This window comes from Streptomyces sp. NPDC092045 (assembly GCF_044756005.1).
In the GTDB taxonomy this organism is placed as follows: domain Bacteria; phylum Actinomycetota; class Actinomycetes; order Streptomycetales; family Streptomycetaceae; genus Streptomyces.
Genome location: NZ_JBIVSC010000014.1, coordinates 33235 through 47451 on the forward strand (window position 1 = coordinate 33235; position 14217 = coordinate 47451).

The 14217-nt window shown below is 75.1% G+C and carries 16 protein-coding genes; 12 read left to right on the top strand and 4 right to left on the bottom strand.

Translation table 11 applies throughout. The annotated features are described in order from the left end of the window. Positions 1–47: 47 nt before the first annotated feature. The 7 genes from ACIQKA_RS25440 to ACIQKA_RS25470 all read left to right on the top strand — a co-directional run bounded on the left by ACIQKA_RS25440 (position 48) and on the right by ACIQKA_RS25470 (position 5600). The gene (locus tag ACIQKA_RS25440; RefSeq protein ID WP_402542479.1) at positions 48–572 is read left to right on the top strand and encodes an NUDIX hydrolase; all 525 of its coding nucleotides are present in this window, start codon (positions 48–50) and stop codon (positions 570–572) included. A gap of 240 nt (positions 573–812) precedes the next feature. Next, on the top strand, positions 813–1205 hold the full coding sequence (locus ACIQKA_RS25445; protein WP_383155081.1) for a YidH family protein: 393 nt from the start codon (positions 813–815) through the stop codon (positions 1203–1205). 17 nt (positions 1206–1222) lie between these two features. Then, on the top strand, positions 1223–1528 hold the full coding sequence (locus ACIQKA_RS25450) for a DUF202 domain-containing protein (protein WP_383155084.1): 306 nt from the start codon (positions 1223–1225) through the stop codon (positions 1526–1528). A 121-nt stretch (positions 1529–1649) separates the two neighbouring features. Beyond that, the gene (locus ACIQKA_RS25455; protein WP_383155086.1) at positions 1650–1946 is read left to right on the top strand and encodes a hypothetical protein; all 297 of its coding nucleotides are present in this window, start codon (positions 1650–1652) and stop codon (positions 1944–1946) included. A gap of 116 nt (positions 1947–2062) precedes the next feature. Continuing rightward, a complete protein-coding gene (locus tag ACIQKA_RS25460) occupies positions 2063–2974 on the top strand; it encodes an MBL fold metallo-hydrolase (protein ID WP_391096063.1) in 912 nt (303 codons plus the stop codon). A 348-nt stretch (positions 2975–3322) separates the two neighbouring features. Beyond that, positions 3323–4381 (top strand): phosphotransferase, encoded by a 1059-nt coding sequence (locus ACIQKA_RS25465; protein ID WP_391096061.1) that lies wholly within the window; start codon positions 3323–3325, stop codon positions 4379–4381. 4 nt (positions 4382–4385) lie between these two features. After that, positions 4386–5600, top strand: coding sequence for an acyl-CoA dehydrogenase family protein (locus tag ACIQKA_RS25470; RefSeq protein ID WP_383155094.1), 1215 nt, complete (start codon positions 4386–4388; stop codon positions 5598–5600). Between the two features lie 39 nt (positions 5601–5639). On the opposite strand, the gene ACIQKA_RS25475 is transcribed toward ACIQKA_RS25470, so the two are convergent. Both ACIQKA_RS25475 and ACIQKA_RS25480 read right to left on the bottom strand, forming a co-directional pair. Continuing rightward, positions 5640–6233 carry a TetR/AcrR family transcriptional regulator gene (locus ACIQKA_RS25475; RefSeq protein ID WP_376235049.1) on the bottom strand — a complete coding sequence of 198 codons (594 nt, stop codon included), beginning with the start codon at positions 6231–6233 and terminating at the stop codon, positions 5640–5642. Positions 6234–6322: 89 nt separating this feature from the next. Further along, positions 6323–7162: an SDR family oxidoreductase gene (locus tag ACIQKA_RS25480; protein ID WP_383437194.1), complete on the bottom strand. Its 840-nt coding sequence runs from the start codon at positions 7160–7162 to the stop codon at positions 6323–6325. Between the two features lie 209 nt (positions 7163–7371). On the opposite strand from ACIQKA_RS25480, the gene ACIQKA_RS25485 reads away from it, so the two are divergent. From ACIQKA_RS25485 to ACIQKA_RS25500, 4 genes are all read left to right on the top strand, one after another. Beyond that, the gene (locus ACIQKA_RS25485) at positions 7372–8649 is read left to right on the top strand and encodes an exo-beta-N-acetylmuramidase NamZ domain-containing protein (RefSeq protein WP_391096060.1); all 1278 of its coding nucleotides are present in this window, start codon (positions 7372–7374) and stop codon (positions 8647–8649) included. A 110-nt stretch (positions 8650–8759) separates the two neighbouring features. Then, complete coding sequence (locus tag ACIQKA_RS25490; protein ID WP_391096059.1) at positions 8760–10130, top strand: erythromycin esterase family protein; 1371 nt, start codon at positions 8760–8762, stop codon at positions 10128–10130. Positions 10131–10256: 126 nt separating this feature from the next. Then, positions 10257–11408 carry a serine-threonine protein kinase gene (locus tag ACIQKA_RS25495; RefSeq protein ID WP_402542482.1) on the top strand — a complete coding sequence of 384 codons (1152 nt, stop codon included), beginning with the start codon at positions 10257–10259 and terminating at the stop codon, positions 11406–11408. Positions 11409–11569: 161 nt separating this feature from the next. Further along, positions 11570–12184: a hypothetical protein gene (locus tag ACIQKA_RS25500; RefSeq protein ID WP_383155107.1), complete on the top strand. Its 615-nt coding sequence runs from the start codon at positions 11570–11572 to the stop codon at positions 12182–12184. 135 nt (positions 12185–12319) lie between these two features. On the opposite strand, the gene soxR is transcribed toward ACIQKA_RS25500, so the two are convergent. Further along, positions 12320–12802 (bottom strand): redox-sensitive transcriptional activator SoxR, encoded by a 483-nt coding sequence (gene soxR, locus ACIQKA_RS25505; RefSeq protein WP_383155109.1) that lies wholly within the window; start codon positions 12800–12802, stop codon positions 12320–12322. 144 nt (positions 12803–12946) lie between these two features. Here soxR and ACIQKA_RS25510 point away from each other — a divergent pair, with 144 nt between their 5' ends. After that, a complete protein-coding gene (locus ACIQKA_RS25510) occupies positions 12947–13408 on the top strand; it encodes a MaoC/PaaZ C-terminal domain-containing protein (protein WP_391096054.1) in 462 nt (153 codons plus the stop codon). Here ACIQKA_RS25510 and ACIQKA_RS25515 read toward each other — a convergent pair. Beyond that, the gene (locus ACIQKA_RS25515) at positions 13399–14025 is read right to left on the bottom strand and encodes a TetR/AcrR family transcriptional regulator (protein WP_383155111.1); all 627 of its coding nucleotides are present in this window, start codon (positions 14023–14025) and stop codon (positions 13399–13401) included. The genes ACIQKA_RS25510 and ACIQKA_RS25515 overlap by 10 nt on opposite strands. Positions 14026–14217: the final 192 nt, after the last annotated feature.

A 14217-nucleotide genomic window follows, 5' to 3' on the forward strand; every position in this document is an offset into this window, starting at 1 on the left:
TGGTCCCGCCAGGTGGTTCCGCCGGGCGGCTTTGCTTGGATGGCGCCATGAGTTCCGCCGAAGAGATTCTCGACGTCGTCGACGAGCAGGACCGGGTGGTCGGACAGGCCCCGCGCGGTGAGGTGTACGCGCGGGGCCTGATCCACCGCTGCGTCTTCATCCGGGTCCGGGACGCCGACGGCAGGGTCTTCGTCCACCGCAGGACGCCGACGAAGCTGGTCTTCCCCTCCATGTACGACATGTTCGTCGGCGGTGTCGTCGGCGCGGGCGAGTCCTACGACGAGGCCGCCCTCCGCGAGGCCGAGGAGGAGCTGGGGGTGCGGGGGCTCCCCCGCCCCGAGCCGGTGCTGCGCTTCCTGTACGACTCCGGGGGCGTGGCCGGGAAGTGGTGGTCGGCCGTGTACGAGGTCCGCTGCGACCTGCCGGTGGACCCGCAGGCCGAGGAGGTCGCCTGGCACGCCTTCCTGACGGAGGACGAGCTGGCCGCGCGGCTCGGCGAGTGGGAGTGGGTGCCGGACGGCCTCGCCGCGCACGAGCGGCTGCGGGCGCACGGGGCGGCGGGCCGGGGCTGAGGGCCGGACGGGCCTCCGGTCCCCTCCCGGGGCCCCGCGCCGGGGCCGGGCCTGCCGGGGCCGGACGTGCCGGAGCCTGGCGTGCCGGGGCCGGGCGTGCCGGGCGGGGCTTTCCGCACACGCCCCGGAGTCCGGTCCCGGGCACTTCGACGGGGCGGGGCCCGGGGGCTCGTCCCGGGGCCCGGCACCGGGGCCGGGACGTGCCGGGCGGTCCGATGATCAGGCCGCTAGGGTGCACGTGTGAGCGATTTCGTGCAGAGTCTGCGGCTCTGGTTCGCGCCGCAGCGGATCCGGGACGAGGGGGACACCCCGGACTACCGCTTCTCCCTCGCGAACGAACGGACCTTCCTCGCCTGGGTCAGGACCGCGCTCGCCCTGATCGGCGGCGGCTTCGCCGTCGACCAGTTCCTGCCGGACCTGCGGTGGGGGGTGCGGGTCGGGCTCGCGCTCGCGCTGCTCGCCGCCGGGGTCCTCTGCGCCCTGCGCGCGGTGAACCACTGGGTGCGCTGCGAGCGGGCGATGCGGCGGGGCGAGGACCTTCCGGCGTCCCGGTTCCCGGCGGTCCTCGGCATCGTGGTGGCCGTGGTGGCGCTCGCGATGGTGGTGGTCGTCCTCTTCGGCTGGGCCGGGTAGTGGAGGGGCCGGACGCGGTGGTGACCCGGGACCCCGGGCTCCAGCCGGAGCGGACCCGGCTCGCCTGGCGGCGCACCACGCTCTCCTGCACGGTCGTGGCGGTGCTCGCCGTCAAGCTGGCCGTCCAGGACGGGACCACGCCCCGGGGGCTGGTCGGGCTCGCGCTCTCCGCCCTCGTGTGGGTCCTGTTCCTGGTGGTGGCCCACCGCCGGATCCGCTCCCTGGACACGGTCCGTCCGCGTCCGCTCACGCACCGGGGCGCGCTGCTCGCCGCCGCGTGCACGATCGGTCTCGCCGCCTTCGGGGCCGCGCTCGTCCGGTGAGCCCGGCGGACCCGGCGCGGAGGCGCGGGGAAACGGACGCGGCACGCCCTCCGAACCAGGACGAGAGGAACATGTCGGACTAGCCTGGACAGGTCAGCCGTTCCCTCACGGAGGCCATGTGATGACCGTTCTCCACCATGAACACCCCACGCACTCCCACGCCCACGGCCCGGACTGCGGCCACCGGGCGGTGGACCACGGGGACCACGTCGACTACGCGCACGACGGGCACCTGCACCGCGAGCACTCGGGCCACTGGGACGAGTGCGAGCCGGCCGGTCACGTCTCCCACGAGGCGCACGCGCACGAGCACGGGCCCGCCTGCGGCCACGAGTCGGTGACGCACGGCGACCACGTCGACTACGTGCACGACGGACACCGGCACGCGGCGCACGACGGGCACTGGGACGACCACTGATCCGCTGACCGGCCCGGCACCGCGTCCCCGGACGCACCGCTTCCGACTTCCCCCGGACCGGGACCGACTGACACTCTTTCCCCCCGTCAGATCCGGCTCTCACCCGGGGGATTCCCTTGCCTTCCACCGACCCCTACGTGGTCACCCTCGCTCCGCGCGTGCACGCCTTCATCCAGCCCGACGGCGGCTGGTGCCTGAACAACGCCGGCTTCCTCGGCGACGCGGACGAGTCCCTGCTCGTCGACACCGCCGCCACCGAACGGCGGGCCCTGCTGCTGCGCGAGGCGGTCCTCGCCGAGGGCCTTCCGCTGCCGCGCACCGTCGTCTCCACCCACCACCACGGGGACCACACCTACGGGAACGGGGTGTTCGTCCCCGAGGCGCGGATCGTGGGCCACGAGAACTGCCGGACCGAGCAGCTCGCGGCCGGACACCAGCTCCATCTGATCTGGCCGCGGACCGACTTCGGGCGGGTCGACATCCTGCCGCCGTCCGTCACGTACACCGACCGCCTGACGCTGCACGTCGGCGGGACCGAGGTGCGGGTGCTCCACCCGGGCACCGCGCACACCACGGGCGACTCGATCGTGCACCTGCCCGAGCAGGGGGTGGTCTTCACGGGCGACCTGGTCTTCCAGGGCGGGACGCCGTTCCTGCCGATGGGGTCGCTCGCCGGTTCGCTGCGCGCGCTCGCCCTGCTGCGCGCGCTCGACGCGCCGACGGTGGTGCCGGGACACGGGCGGGTCACCGACCCCTCCGCGTACGACGCGACGGAGCGGTACCTGCTGTGGGTGCGGGAGCTGGCCGCCGAGGGGTACGCGAAGGGGGACGCGCCGCTGGAGACGGCGCGGCGGGCGGAGCTCGGCGAGTTCGCCGCGTGGCGGGAGAGCGAGCGCCTGGTGGCCAACGTGCACCGGGCGTACGCGGAGCTGGAGGGGCTGCCGGAGGGGAGCCCGCTCGACCTGGCGGTGGTCCTCGGCGACATGGCGGCGATGAACGGCGGGATGCCGGTGGCCTGCCACGCCTGAGCCGCCGGAGGGCGCGCGCCGGGGGACGGCCGCCCTTCGGCGCACGCCCTCCGCGCCTTCGGCGCCTTACGCACCTTCCGCGCCCTCCGTGCCCTCCATGCCTTACGCGTCCTCTGTGTCTTGTGCCCTCCGCGCCCTCCGCGCCCTCCGCGCCCTCCGCGCCCTCCGTGCCCTCCGTGCCCTCCGTGCCCTCCGGCATCTCGGGCGTCTCCGGCGTCCCCCGCGTCTCCCCACGTTCCCAACGTCTCCGGCGAGCGCGCGCGGAGTGTGGCGGACGCCCCTCTGGACGACATACCGACTGGTCGGTCATCATGAGGGCCGACCGCAGCCGATCCGGAGGTACCCCCGATGAGCTCCGCCCCTGACCCGCAGTCCACGACGCGGGAGGTGCCCCCGCCAGGTCTCGACCCCGAGCGGCTGCGCGGTCTCCTCGACCGCGAGCGGCCCGGCCTGGTGGGCGGCCCCCTCGAAGCCCGGCTGATCGAGGGCGGGCGCTCGAACCTGACGTACGCGGTGACCGACGGCACCGACGCCGGCCGGTGGGTCGTCCGCCGGCCCCCGCTCGGCCACGTCCTGGCCACCGCCCACGACATGCGGCGCGAGCACCGCGTGATCAGTGCCCTGCGCGCGACGGAGGTGCCCGTCCCCGGGACGGTGCTGTTCTGCGAGGACGAGTCGGTGCTCGGCGCGCCGTTCTACGTCATGGAGTTCGTCGAGGGGACGCCGTACCGCTCGGCCCGCCAGCTCGCCCCGCTGGGTCCCGAACGCACCCGCGCCGCCGTCCTCGGTCTGGTCGACACCCTCGTCGACCTGCACGCCGTGGACCCCGAAGCGGTCGGGCTCGGCGACTTCGGGCGGCCGGACGGCTTCCTCGACCGGCAGCTGCGCCGCTGGGGCAAGCAGCTCGACGCCTCGCGCGGCCGGGAGCTGGCCGGGATCGACGAGCTGCACGCCGCCCTCGGCCGGGCGCTGCCCGCCTCTCCGCCGCCCACCGTGATCCACGGCGACTACCGGCTCGACAACGTCCTCGTCGGCCCCGACGACCGGATCCGGGCCGTCCTCGACTGGGAGATGTCGACGCTCGGCGACCCGCTCACCGACCTCGGCCTCCTCGTCATGTACAGCACCCCGCTCGACCTGCCGGGCTCACCGATCTCCACGACCGCCACGGCCGCCGGGCACCCGAGCGCCGCCGAGCTGGTCGAGCGCTACGCGGCCCGCTCGGGCCGCGACACCTCCGCCCTCTCCTGGTACACGGCCTTCGCCTGGTTCAAGCTCGCCGTGATCCTGGAGGGCATCCACTACCGCTACACCCTCGGCCAGACGGTCGGCGCCGGCTTCGACCGCATCGGCGAACTCGTCCCCGTCTTCATCGAGCACGGCCTGACCACCCTTCAGGAGGGCTGACCCCATGGACTTCGCCTACGACGCGCGCACCGAGGAGCTCCGCGCGAAGCTCCTCGCCTTCATGGACGGGCACGTGTACCCCGCCGAGGCCGTCGCCGAGGAGCAGCGGGCCCTGCTCGCCTCCCCGTGGGACACCCCGGCGGTGGTCGAGGAGCTGAAGGCCGAGGCCAAGCGGCAGGGCCTGTGGAACCTTTTCCTTCCGGACGTGGAGTACGGGGCGGGGCTGACGAACCTCCAGTACGCGCCGCTCGCCGAGATCACCGGCCGCAGCCCGCAGCTCGCCCCGACCGCCCTCAACTGCGCGGCCCCGGACACCGGGAACATGGAGCTGCTCGCCGAGTTCGGCGACGAGGCGCAGAGGAAGCAGTGGCTGGAGCCGCTCCTCTCGGGCGAGATCCGCTCGGCGTTCGCGATGACCGAACCCGACGTCGCCTCCTCCGACGCCACCAACATCGAGACCCGGATCCGGCGGGACGGCGACTCGTACGTGATCGACGGGCGCAAGTGGTACATCTCGGGGGCGATGAACCCCGACTGCGCGGTCTTCATCGTCATGGGCAAGACCGACCCCGACGGCACCGACCCGCGCCGCCAGCAGTCGATGGTCCTCGTGCCGCGCGACACCCCGGGCGTCGAGGTGCGGCGCGCGATGCGGGTGTACGGGTACGAGGACCACTACCACGGCGGCCACGCCGAGGTGGTCTTCGACGGCGTGCGCGTCCCGGCCGCGAACCTGGTCGGCGAGGAGGGCGGCGGCTTCGCCATCGCGCAGGCCCGGCTCGGCCCCGGCCGCATCCACCACTGCATGCGGCTGATCGGCATGGCGGAGCGGGCCGTGGAACTGATGTGCCGGCGCGCGGTCTCCCGCACCGCCTTCGGCAAGGCGCTCGCCCAGCAGGGCGTCGTGCAGAACTGGATCGCGGACGCCCGGGTGACCATCGAGCAGCTGCGGCTGCTGGTCCTCAAGACGGCCTGGCTGATGGACACCGTCGGCAACCGGGGCGCGCACACCGAGATCCAGGCCATCAAGATCGCGACCCCGCGCGCGGTCGTCGACATCATCGACAAGGCGGTGCAGGCGCACGGCGCGGGCGGGGTGTCGCAGGACTTCCCGCTGGCCGAGCTGTGGGCGGCGGCGCGGACGCTGAAGCTGGCGGACGGGCCGGACGAGGTGCACCAGCGGTCGCTCGCGCGCCGGGAGCTGAAGAAGTACCTGTAGGACCCGTCCGGCCGGCCGCGCCCCCGGGAGGGGGCGCGGTCAGGGGCGCAGGGCCCGGAGCAGCAGGTCGGCGAGGTGGCCGGCGACCTGCTGGGGGCTGAGGGGGCCGTCCGGGCGGTACCAGGTGGACAGGTGGTGCACGGAGCCGAAGTGGTAGTCGACCACCAGGTCGGCGGGGGTCGCGGAGGAGAACACCCCGGCCTTCTGGCCCTCCTCGATCAGGGCCCGGAACCGCTCGTGGTAGCGGCGGCGCTCGGCCCGCACCCGCTTGTTCTTCTCCGGGCTCAGGTGGTGCATGGAACGGAAGAAGATCGAGGCGTCGTCGAGGTTCTCGATGGTGGTGACGACGACGTCGGCGGCGGCGTCGCGCAGCCGCTCCTCCACGGGCGCGTCGGCGTCGGCGAAGGCGTCGAGCCGCTCCTGCTGGAGGCGCAGGACCCGGGAGTAGACCTCCTGGAGGAGGTCCTCCTTGGAGCCGAAGTAGTGGTAGAGGGCGCCCTTGGTGACCCCGGCGGCCTCGACGATCTCCTGGACGGAGGTGCGGTCGTAGCCCCGCTCCGCGAAGAGCCGGGTGGCGGCGGCGAGGAGCCTCTGGGGGACGGGGGTGCCGCTCCCGTCCGTCGTCCTGGCCATGCTCCGCCGCCTTCCTTCGTGCTTCTTCGTGATCGTTTTCGGTCAGGGGAACGAGTTCCCGCCGGACAGATCTTCCCATCCGCCGGGTACTACGGCCGACCGGCGCCCGTCTCCCAGGTCCGCTGGACGTGGTTCATGGTGCCGAGCCAGCGCTCGGGGTCGGTGGCCCGGTTGCGGTAGTAGCCGGCGACCTCGGGGTGGGGCAGCACGAGGAAGCGGTCGGCCGCGACGGCGTCGATCAGGGCGTCCGCGACGTCCTCGGGCTCGATGGCGGTGGGGGCGAGGACCAGCTCGCCCGCGCTCCCGGCGGCGGTCAGCATGTCCGTGCGGACGCCCTGCGGGCAGATGGCGTGGACGGAGAGGCCCCGGTGCCGGTAGGTGAGGGAGAGCCACTCGGCGAAGGCGTACGCGCCGTGCTTGGAGACGCTGTACGGCGCCGCGCCGATCATGGTGAGGAGTCCGGCGGCGGAGACGGTGGAGACGAAACGGCCGCTGCCGCGCTCCAGCCACTCCGGGAGCAGGGCGCGGGCCGCGCGGACGTGGGCCATGACGTTGACGTCCCAGGCGGCGGCCCAGACGTCCTCGTCGGCGAAGGCGTCGCCGGGCGAGGAGAGGCCGGCGTTGGCGCACCAGACGTCGACGGTGCCGCCGAGGGCCGCGCGGGCCTCGTCGACGACGGCGGAGGCGTCGCCGGGGACGGCGACGCCGCCGATCTCGGCGGCGACCGCCCCGGTGCGGTCGGCGTCGAGGTCGTTGACGACGACGCGGGCGCCCTCGGCGGCGAAGCGGCGGGCGAGGGCGGCGCCGATGCCGCCGCCCGCTCCGGTGACGACGACCCCGGCGCCCCGGAGGTCCGCCCCGGCGCCCGCGCCGACGCGCGCGTCCGCACTCGTACCGGCACCCGTGCCCGTGCCCGTGTCCGCGCCCATGTCTGGCCCCACCTCTCCGCGACTCTCCGGTCCGTCCGGTCTCCCCGGGACGACGACCCCGGCAGACTAACCGGTCGGTATGCGGAGAGGGAAGGGGCGGCGGAAGGAGGACCCCTCCGCACGCCTCGTTCCCCCGGGCGGTCGGGAGCGCTAGCGTGCGTGCCCATGTCATGCGCCCCGGCCGGGGCCGCGATCGAGGAGGTGCGCGCATGGGTCTGTCGCGACGGAGTCTGCTGGCCGCCGGAGGCGCCCTGGGGGCGGTGGCGGCGACCGCGCACCCCGCCGCCGCCGGGACGCCGGACCGGGAGACGGGGGCTCCGGGGCGGGAGACCGGGCGGCGCCGGGTGCGGACCGGCTTCGAGCGGCTCGCGGCGGACGGGTACGCACCGCTCGCCGGGCAGCGGGTCGGCGTCGTCACCAACCCGACCGGCGTGACCCCGGACGCCCGCCACCTCGTGGACGTGATGCACGCCGACGAGCGGGTGGACCTGACCGCCGTCTTCGGCCCCGAGCACGGCTTCCGGGGCACCGCCCAGGCGGGCGGCTCGGAGGGCCGGTACGACGACCCGGCGACCGGACTGCCCGTCTACGACACGTACCTGAAGAGCGGGCAGCCGCTCGCGGACGTCTTCACCGCCTCGGGCGTGGACACGGTCGTCTTCGACGTCCAGGACGCCGGCGCGCGCTTCTACACCTACATCTGGACGCTGTACGACTGCATGGAGGCCGCCGCCCGCGCCGGGAAGCGGTTCGTGGTCCTGGACCGGCCGAACCCGGTGACCGGGCGCGCGGCGCTCGGGCCCGTCCTGGACCGGGCGTTCGCCACCTTCGTCGGGCGCGAGCCGATCGCGCAGGCGCACGGCATGACGGTGGCCGAGCTGGCGCTGCTCTTCAACGGCGAGTTCCTGGCGGCGCCCGTCGCCCTGGAGACCGTGCGGATGACGGGGTGGCGGCGGACGGACTTCTTCGACTCCACGGGGCTGCCGTGGGTGCCGCCGAGCCCGAACATGCCGACGCCGGAGACCGCGCTCGTCTACTCCGGCACCTGCCTCTTCGAGGGCACGAACCTCTCCGAGGGCCGGGGCACCACCCGCCCCTTCGAACTCCTCGGCGCCGAGGGGATCGACCGCCGGTGGGCGGAGGCGGCGAACGCGCTCGGCCTGCCGGGGGTCCGCTTCCGCGAGGCCTACTTCGCGCCGACCTTCTCCAAGTTCCAGGGGAGGACGGTGGGCGGGGTGCAGCTGCACGTCCACGACCGGGAGTCCTTCGACCCGGTGCGGACCGGGATCGGGCTCCTGGTCACCGCCCGCGGCTCGTGGCCCGGCTTCGCCTGGCGGCCGGACCACTGGATCGACAAGCTGACCGGCTCGACCCGGGTGCGGACCCTGATCGACGCGGGCGCGGACACGGACGAGGTCGTCGGGGCGTGGCAGGCGGACCTGAAGGCCTTCCGGGCGGTGCGGAAGGAGTACCTGCTGTACCGCTGAGGGCCGCCCCGGGAAGGGGGGTGTCCCCCGTGTCCCGAGGGGGCGGGCGGGAGGCCGGGAAGGGGGCGGGCGGGATGTCCCGGCGGCGCGCCGCCGACCACGCTGGTCCCATGCGTACCGTCACCTTCCCGAAGTCCTCCTTACGGCGCCGCCTTTCCGTCGCCGGGCTGCTGCTCGCCGTCTGCCTCGGCGGCCTCGCCCCGGCCCCGGCGGGCGCGGCTCCCCCGGGCACCACCGCTCCGGCGTCCGTCACCGACCCGGCGCGCGAACTCGCCCGTTCCGCGCGCCCCCTGGCCGATCTGCGGCCGCTCGACCGGATGGTCGGCTCCGCCACGGTCGTCGGCGTCGGCGAGGCCACCCACAGCTCGGCGGAGTTCTTCACCGCCAAGCACCGGATCTTCGAACACCTGGTGGAGGAGAAGGGGTTCACCGCCTTCGCCCTGGAGGCCAGCTGGTCCACGGGGCTCCTGATCGACGCGTGGGTGCGCACCGGCCGGGGCGACATCGAGGCGATCATGCGGGACGAGTTCCAGGAGTCGTACCGCCTCTGGAACACCGGGGAGTACCTCGACCTGTTCCGCTGGATGCGGGAGCACAACCGCCTCCACCCCGACCGTCAGGTCCGCTTCGTGGGCAACGACCTCGGATACGCGGGCCCGAACCTCTTCGACGCCGTCACCGCGTACGTCTCCCGCACCCGTCCGGCGCTCCTCCCCCGCTTCCGGGAGCTGTACCGGGAGTCGCGGCCGGCCGGCGGGGTCGAGGAGTGGATGAAGGGGTACCTGGACCGGCCGCTCGCCGAGCGGCGGCGGATGGCCGGCGACGTGGACCGGGCCCTCGCCCTCCTGGAGCGGCAGCGGCCCGGCGGGGGCGCCGGGGCCCGGGAGGCACACGCCTGGGCCGTGCAGCACGCGCGCGCGATCGCCCAGGTCGGCACCGAGTACGCCCACGACTTCGCGACGCCCGAGGGGGTCGCGGCGGCGATGCTGTACCGCGACCGGGTCATGGCGGAGAACACCGTGTGGTGGCAGCGCAGGACCGGACACCGGATGCTGCTCTCCGCGCACAACGGGCACGTGGGGTACGTGACGTCCCGCCCGGAGCAGTACCCGCGGCTCCAGGGCGCCTTCCTGCGGGACGCGCTCGGCCGGGACTACGTGAGCGTGGGCGCCTCCTTCGGGCGGGGGTCCTTCCACGCGCACGACACCGGGGCGCCGGGCGAGCCGCTGCGGGTCTTCACCGTCGGCCCGCTCGGTCCGGACAGCGGCGCGCACACCCTGGACCGGGTCGCCCCCGAACCGTTCTACCTGGACCTGCGGCGGACGACCCCGGCGGCGCGCGCCTGGCTCGGGACGCCCCGGCCGGAACGGAACATCGGCACCGCGTACCCCTGGGAGGGCGACGTCGCGCCCGGCCGGCTCTCCGCCTCGTACGACCTGCTGATCCACTTCCCCCGGATCTCGGCGGCCCGGCTGCGCTGACCCCCCGCCGCGGGTCTGGACGGGGCCGTGCGCGGGCATGCTGCCCGTGGAGCCGCCGCCCGCGCACGGGGCGCACTCGGTGCCGCGGCCCCCTCGAAGCGGAGGGACGGTCGTGCCGTGGCCGGGATGAGTGTGGAGCCGTACCGGGAGATCTGTTTCGACCAGGACGGCGACGGTCCGCCGGGGCAGGCGCCGGCGCTCGCCGCGCTGGCCCGGCAGGGGGTCTCGGACCTGTTCCTCCTCGCGCACGGGCGAAACGGTTCCCCGTCCGGCGCGACCCGGCTCTGCTCGGACTTCTTCGCCCCCTTCCCCGGGCTGCTCGCCCCGGGGGTCGAGGCGGGGTACGCGGGGGTGGTCTGGCCCTCGGCGGTGTTCACGGGCGAGCCGGGCCGCGACCACCGGGCCCTCGCGACCGTCCTCCCGGAGAAGGAGCCGGTCCTGGAGCGGCTCACCGGCCTCCTCGCCTCGGGACCGGCGCGGGAGGCGGAGTTCGCGGAGTTCGGCGCGCTGCTGCGGGAGTTGGCGGACGTGGCGGACGCCGGGGGGCCGGTGCCGGCGTTCCTGGTCGCGGACCCGGTGGAGGTGTGCGGCCGGTTCGCCGACGCCCTGGACCCGGATCTCCCGGAGGGTCCGGAACGGTACCGGCGGGGGGCCCGGGAGGCGCTGCGGCAGACCGCGCACCACGTCCTCGGGCGGCGGGCCGGGCACGTCGGGGAGCACGGGCTCGGACCGCTGCTCGGCGAGGTGGCCCGCGCCGCCCCCGGGCTCCGCGTCCACCTCGTCGGGCACGGCGCGGGCGCCCGGCTCGTGGCGTACGCGCTGCGGGGGCTGCCCGCCGGGACGCGGCCGGTCGCCTCCGTGACCCTCCTCCAGGGCTCCTTCTCGCACTACGCGTTCGCGGCGCGGCTGCCGCACGCGCCCGAACGGGCCGGGGCGCTGCGGGGCCTCGAACTGCGGATCAGGGGGCCGCTGGTGGTCTGCCACTCGCGGCACGACGCGGCGCTCGGGGTGCTGTACCCGATGGCGTCGCGGCTCGCGGACGATCCGGGCCCCATCGGTGCGGACGATCCGCGCCGGGGGGCGATCGGGCACGACGGGGCGCGGGCGGTGCCGGGGACGGTGGCGCGGAGCCTGGCGGCGGTCCTGCGCACGGGGGTGCCGGGGGCGGGGTGCGTGAACGTGGACACGGCGGAGGTGGTCCGCTCGCACGACGACCTCTGCCGTCCGGAGCTGGCCCGGGTGGTGGTGTCGGCGTCGGGGACGGGCCGCCGGCGCTGAACGGAACGTTCCGCGAGCCCGCCGGACGCGGTGGTTCCGCCCCGTCCCACGGGCCCCTTCCGTCCCGCTGATGGCTGCCATCCGCATTTCGATGGAACACAGACGGCTTCCCGTTCGTCCCTCTGATACCGCGGAAGGACCAGCGACGGAGGTGGCGGGAGATGGCCGGTTTCCGGAGTCTCGCGAGACAGGTGCGCGATCCGGGGTGCGACACGGCGCTGCGCAGGTACTCCCTGCGCAAGTGCCTGGAGCGGTTCGCCCCGTACGGGCACCGCGCGACCTGGGACCATCTGTGCCGCAGGCACAGGTTCGGACCGGAGGACCGGGAGCTCGACCCGGGACGGCTCGTGGCGGCGCTCGACGAGCTGGAGGAGGCGCGGGCCGTGTGGCTCGCGTACGAGGAGGAGTTCGCCGCCCGGCGGCGGCGCGAGAAGCACGAGGGACTGCGCCGGCTCGGCGCGCTCGACGACTGGCACCGGCGGGTCTGGGGCGGCAACGGCGTGGTCCGGTGCGGCGATCCCGGGCTGCATCCGTCGGACCCGCTGCCGGAGGTGCTGCGGCGGCTGATCACGGCCCTGGAGCGCGGCCCGGGCGAGGCGTGCCCGGTGTGCGCGGGGCCCAGGATCGCGTGGGCGGCCCCCGGCGACCGGTACGAGCCGTGGCACGGGCCGGTGTGCGCCGACTGCGGCGTGGGCGTCCCGCGCGCGGTGCTGACCTCGGGCGCCCTGGCCCGGGCCCGGTCCGACGGGAGCCGGCGGCTGGCGTCGGCAGCGTGACCCGTCCGGGGCGCCGGGGCCGGAAGGGCCCCGCGGCGCCCCGTACACGCGTCCGGGCCGACCCGTTCCCGCGCGGGGCGGGCGCTTCCGCACCCGGGCGGCTTCGCGCGGTGGACGCACCCGTCGTACGGCCCCCTACGCCCCGTCGTCCTCCGGGGCCGGGCGGCGCACCGGGAGCAGGCGGGAGCCCGCCATCCGCTCGCCGAAGGCGTCGTCGGGGTTGGACAGGACGCAGGTCTCCAGGGAGAGGCAGCCGCAGCCGATGCAGTCCGTCAGGTGGTCGCGGAGGCGGCCGAGCTGCCGGATGCGCTCGTCGAGCTCGGTGCGCCAGGCCGCCGAGAGGCGGGCCCAGTCCTCGTTGGTGGGCGTGCGCTCCTCGGGGAGCCGGGCGAGCGCCTCGCGGATGGTGGCCAGGGGGATCCCGACCCGCTGCGCGGCCCGGACGAAGGCGACCCTGCGGAGGGTGTCGCGGCCGTAGCGGCGCTGGTTCCCGCCGGTGCGGCGGCTGCTGATGAGCCCCTTGGCCTCGTAGAAGTGCAGGGCGGAGACGGCGGCCCCGCTGCGGGCGGAGAGCTGGCCGACGGTGAGCTCGTGGATCTTCTCTGGAATCTGCGGCACCCCGCGACCCTACGGGAACCGTCCCGGCGTCCGGCCGGGCGTTGACAGCGGTCCGCCCGCACCACAATGCTGAGCAAGCGCTTGGACAGCGCGACCGGAGCGTGCGGGGCGCCCGGGAAGGGCGTGACGAGAGGGAGCAGGGACATGGCCGAGCCGAGGATCTTCACCTCCGCCGAGGAGCTGCGCGCGGGAGTCGGCGAGCAGCTGGGGCCCAGCGACTGGCTGAAGGTCGACCAGAAGCGGATCGACCTCTTCGCGGAGGCCACCGGCGACCACCAGTGGATCCACGTCGACCCGGAGCGCGCCGCCGCCGGGCCGTTCGGCACCACCATCGCGCACGGCTATCTGACGCTGTCGCTGCTGCCGGTGTTCGTCCCGCAGGTCATGGCGGTCGAGGGCGTGAGGATGGGCATCAACTACGGCACGGAGAAGGTGCGCTTCCCGGCCCCCGTGCCGGTCGGCTCGCGGCTGCGCGCCACGGCCGTCCTGGCGAAGGTCGAGGAGGTCGCGGGCGGCGTGCAGGTGACGGCGGCGGTGACCGTGGAGCGCGAGGGCTCCGAGAAGCCGGTCTGCGTGGCCGAGTCGGTCTCCCGCTACTACTTCTGAGCGCCGACCATCCTGAGGACGAGGTCGGCGTAGAGCGCGCCGACCTCGTCGGGCGTCCGGCGGCCCTGGGTGTTGAACCAGCGCGAGACGTCGATGCAGAGGGACAGCACGGCGACCGTGGTGCCGGGCACGTCGGGGACGTCGAACTCCCCGGCCGCCACGCCCTCGTCGATGATCCGGCGCACGGCCGCGTCGGACTCGCGGCGCAGCTCCACGATCTCGGCGCGGTGCTCGGGGCCGAGGGCGTCCAGCTCGTACTGGACGACGCGGGCGGTGGTGTGGCGCTCGGCGTGCCAGCGCACGAAGGAGCGGACGGCGTCGGCGAGCCGCTCGGCCGCCGTGCCCCCGCCGCCGCCGGCGGCCCGGAGGATCTCCAGGGCCTTGTCGTGGCCGATCCGGCTGATCCGGTGGAGCAGCTCTTCCTTGGTCTTGTAGTGGATGTAGAGCGCGGCCGGGCTCATCCCGGCGCGGCCGGCGATGTCCCGGGTGGTGGTGGCGTGGTAGCCGCGCTCGGCGAACGCCTCGACGGCGGCCACCAGCAGCCGCCGCGCCGCCTCGGGCGTGACCTCGCCCCAGGGCACGTCCTCGCCCCCGGGCGTCTCCTCCGCCGCGCTCATCCCACACTCCTTCTCGGTCCCCGTCAGCACGGACCACCATACAACGAGGGTGAGCAAGCGCTTAGGGTCTGCCCGGTGGATCGAGGCCGGGGGGCCGGCCGCGCTCCACCGGGCCCCCCCCAGAGCCCCGGGGCCCGCCCGCCCGCCGGGTCCCCCCCCGCGCCAGGCGCGGGGGCCGCCGCGGGGGCGCCC

What these genes read in the sequence shown, in the direction of transcription:
- ACIQKA_RS25440 (WP_402542479.1), top strand. Translation starts at nt 48, where the DNA reads ATGAGTTCCGCCGAAGAGATTCTCGACGTCGTCGACGAGCAGGACCGG.
- ACIQKA_RS25455 (WP_383155086.1), top strand. Translation starts at nt 1,650, where the DNA reads ATGACCGTTCTCCACCATGAACACCCCACGCACTCCCACGCCCACGGC.
- ACIQKA_RS25465 (WP_391096061.1), top strand. Translation starts at nt 3,323, where the DNA reads ATGAGCTCCGCCCCTGACCCGCAGTCCACGACGCGGGAGGTGCCCCCG.
- ACIQKA_RS25470 (WP_383155094.1), top strand. Translation starts at nt 4,386, where the DNA reads ATGGACTTCGCCTACGACGCGCGCACCGAGGAGCTCCGCGCGAAGCTC.
- ACIQKA_RS25475 (WP_376235049.1), bottom strand. Translation starts at nt 6,233, where the DNA reads ATGGCCAGGACGACGGACGGGAGCGGCACCCCCGTCCCCCAGAGGCTC.
- ACIQKA_RS25480 (WP_383437194.1), bottom strand. Translation starts at nt 7,162, where the DNA reads ATGGGCGCGGACACGGGCACGGGCACGGGTGCCGGTACGAGTGCGGAC.
- ACIQKA_RS25485 (WP_391096060.1), top strand. Translation starts at nt 7,372, where the DNA reads ATGGGTCTGTCGCGACGGAGTCTGCTGGCCGCCGGAGGCGCCCTGGGG.
- ACIQKA_RS25490 (WP_391096059.1), top strand. Translation starts at nt 8,760, where the DNA reads ATGCGTACCGTCACCTTCCCGAAGTCCTCCTTACGGCGCCGCCTTTCC.
- ACIQKA_RS25495 (WP_402542482.1), top strand. Translation starts at nt 10,257, where the DNA reads ATGAGTGTGGAGCCGTACCGGGAGATCTGTTTCGACCAGGACGGCGAC.
- ACIQKA_RS25500 (WP_383155107.1), top strand. Translation starts at nt 11,570, where the DNA reads ATGGCCGGTTTCCGGAGTCTCGCGAGACAGGTGCGCGATCCGGGGTGC.
- ACIQKA_RS25510 (WP_391096054.1), top strand. Translation starts at nt 12,947, where the DNA reads ATGGCCGAGCCGAGGATCTTCACCTCCGCCGAGGAGCTGCGCGCGGGA.
- ACIQKA_RS25515 (WP_383155111.1), bottom strand. Translation starts at nt 14,025, where the DNA reads ATGAGCGCGGCGGAGGAGACGCCCGGGGGCGAGGACGTGCCCTGGGGC.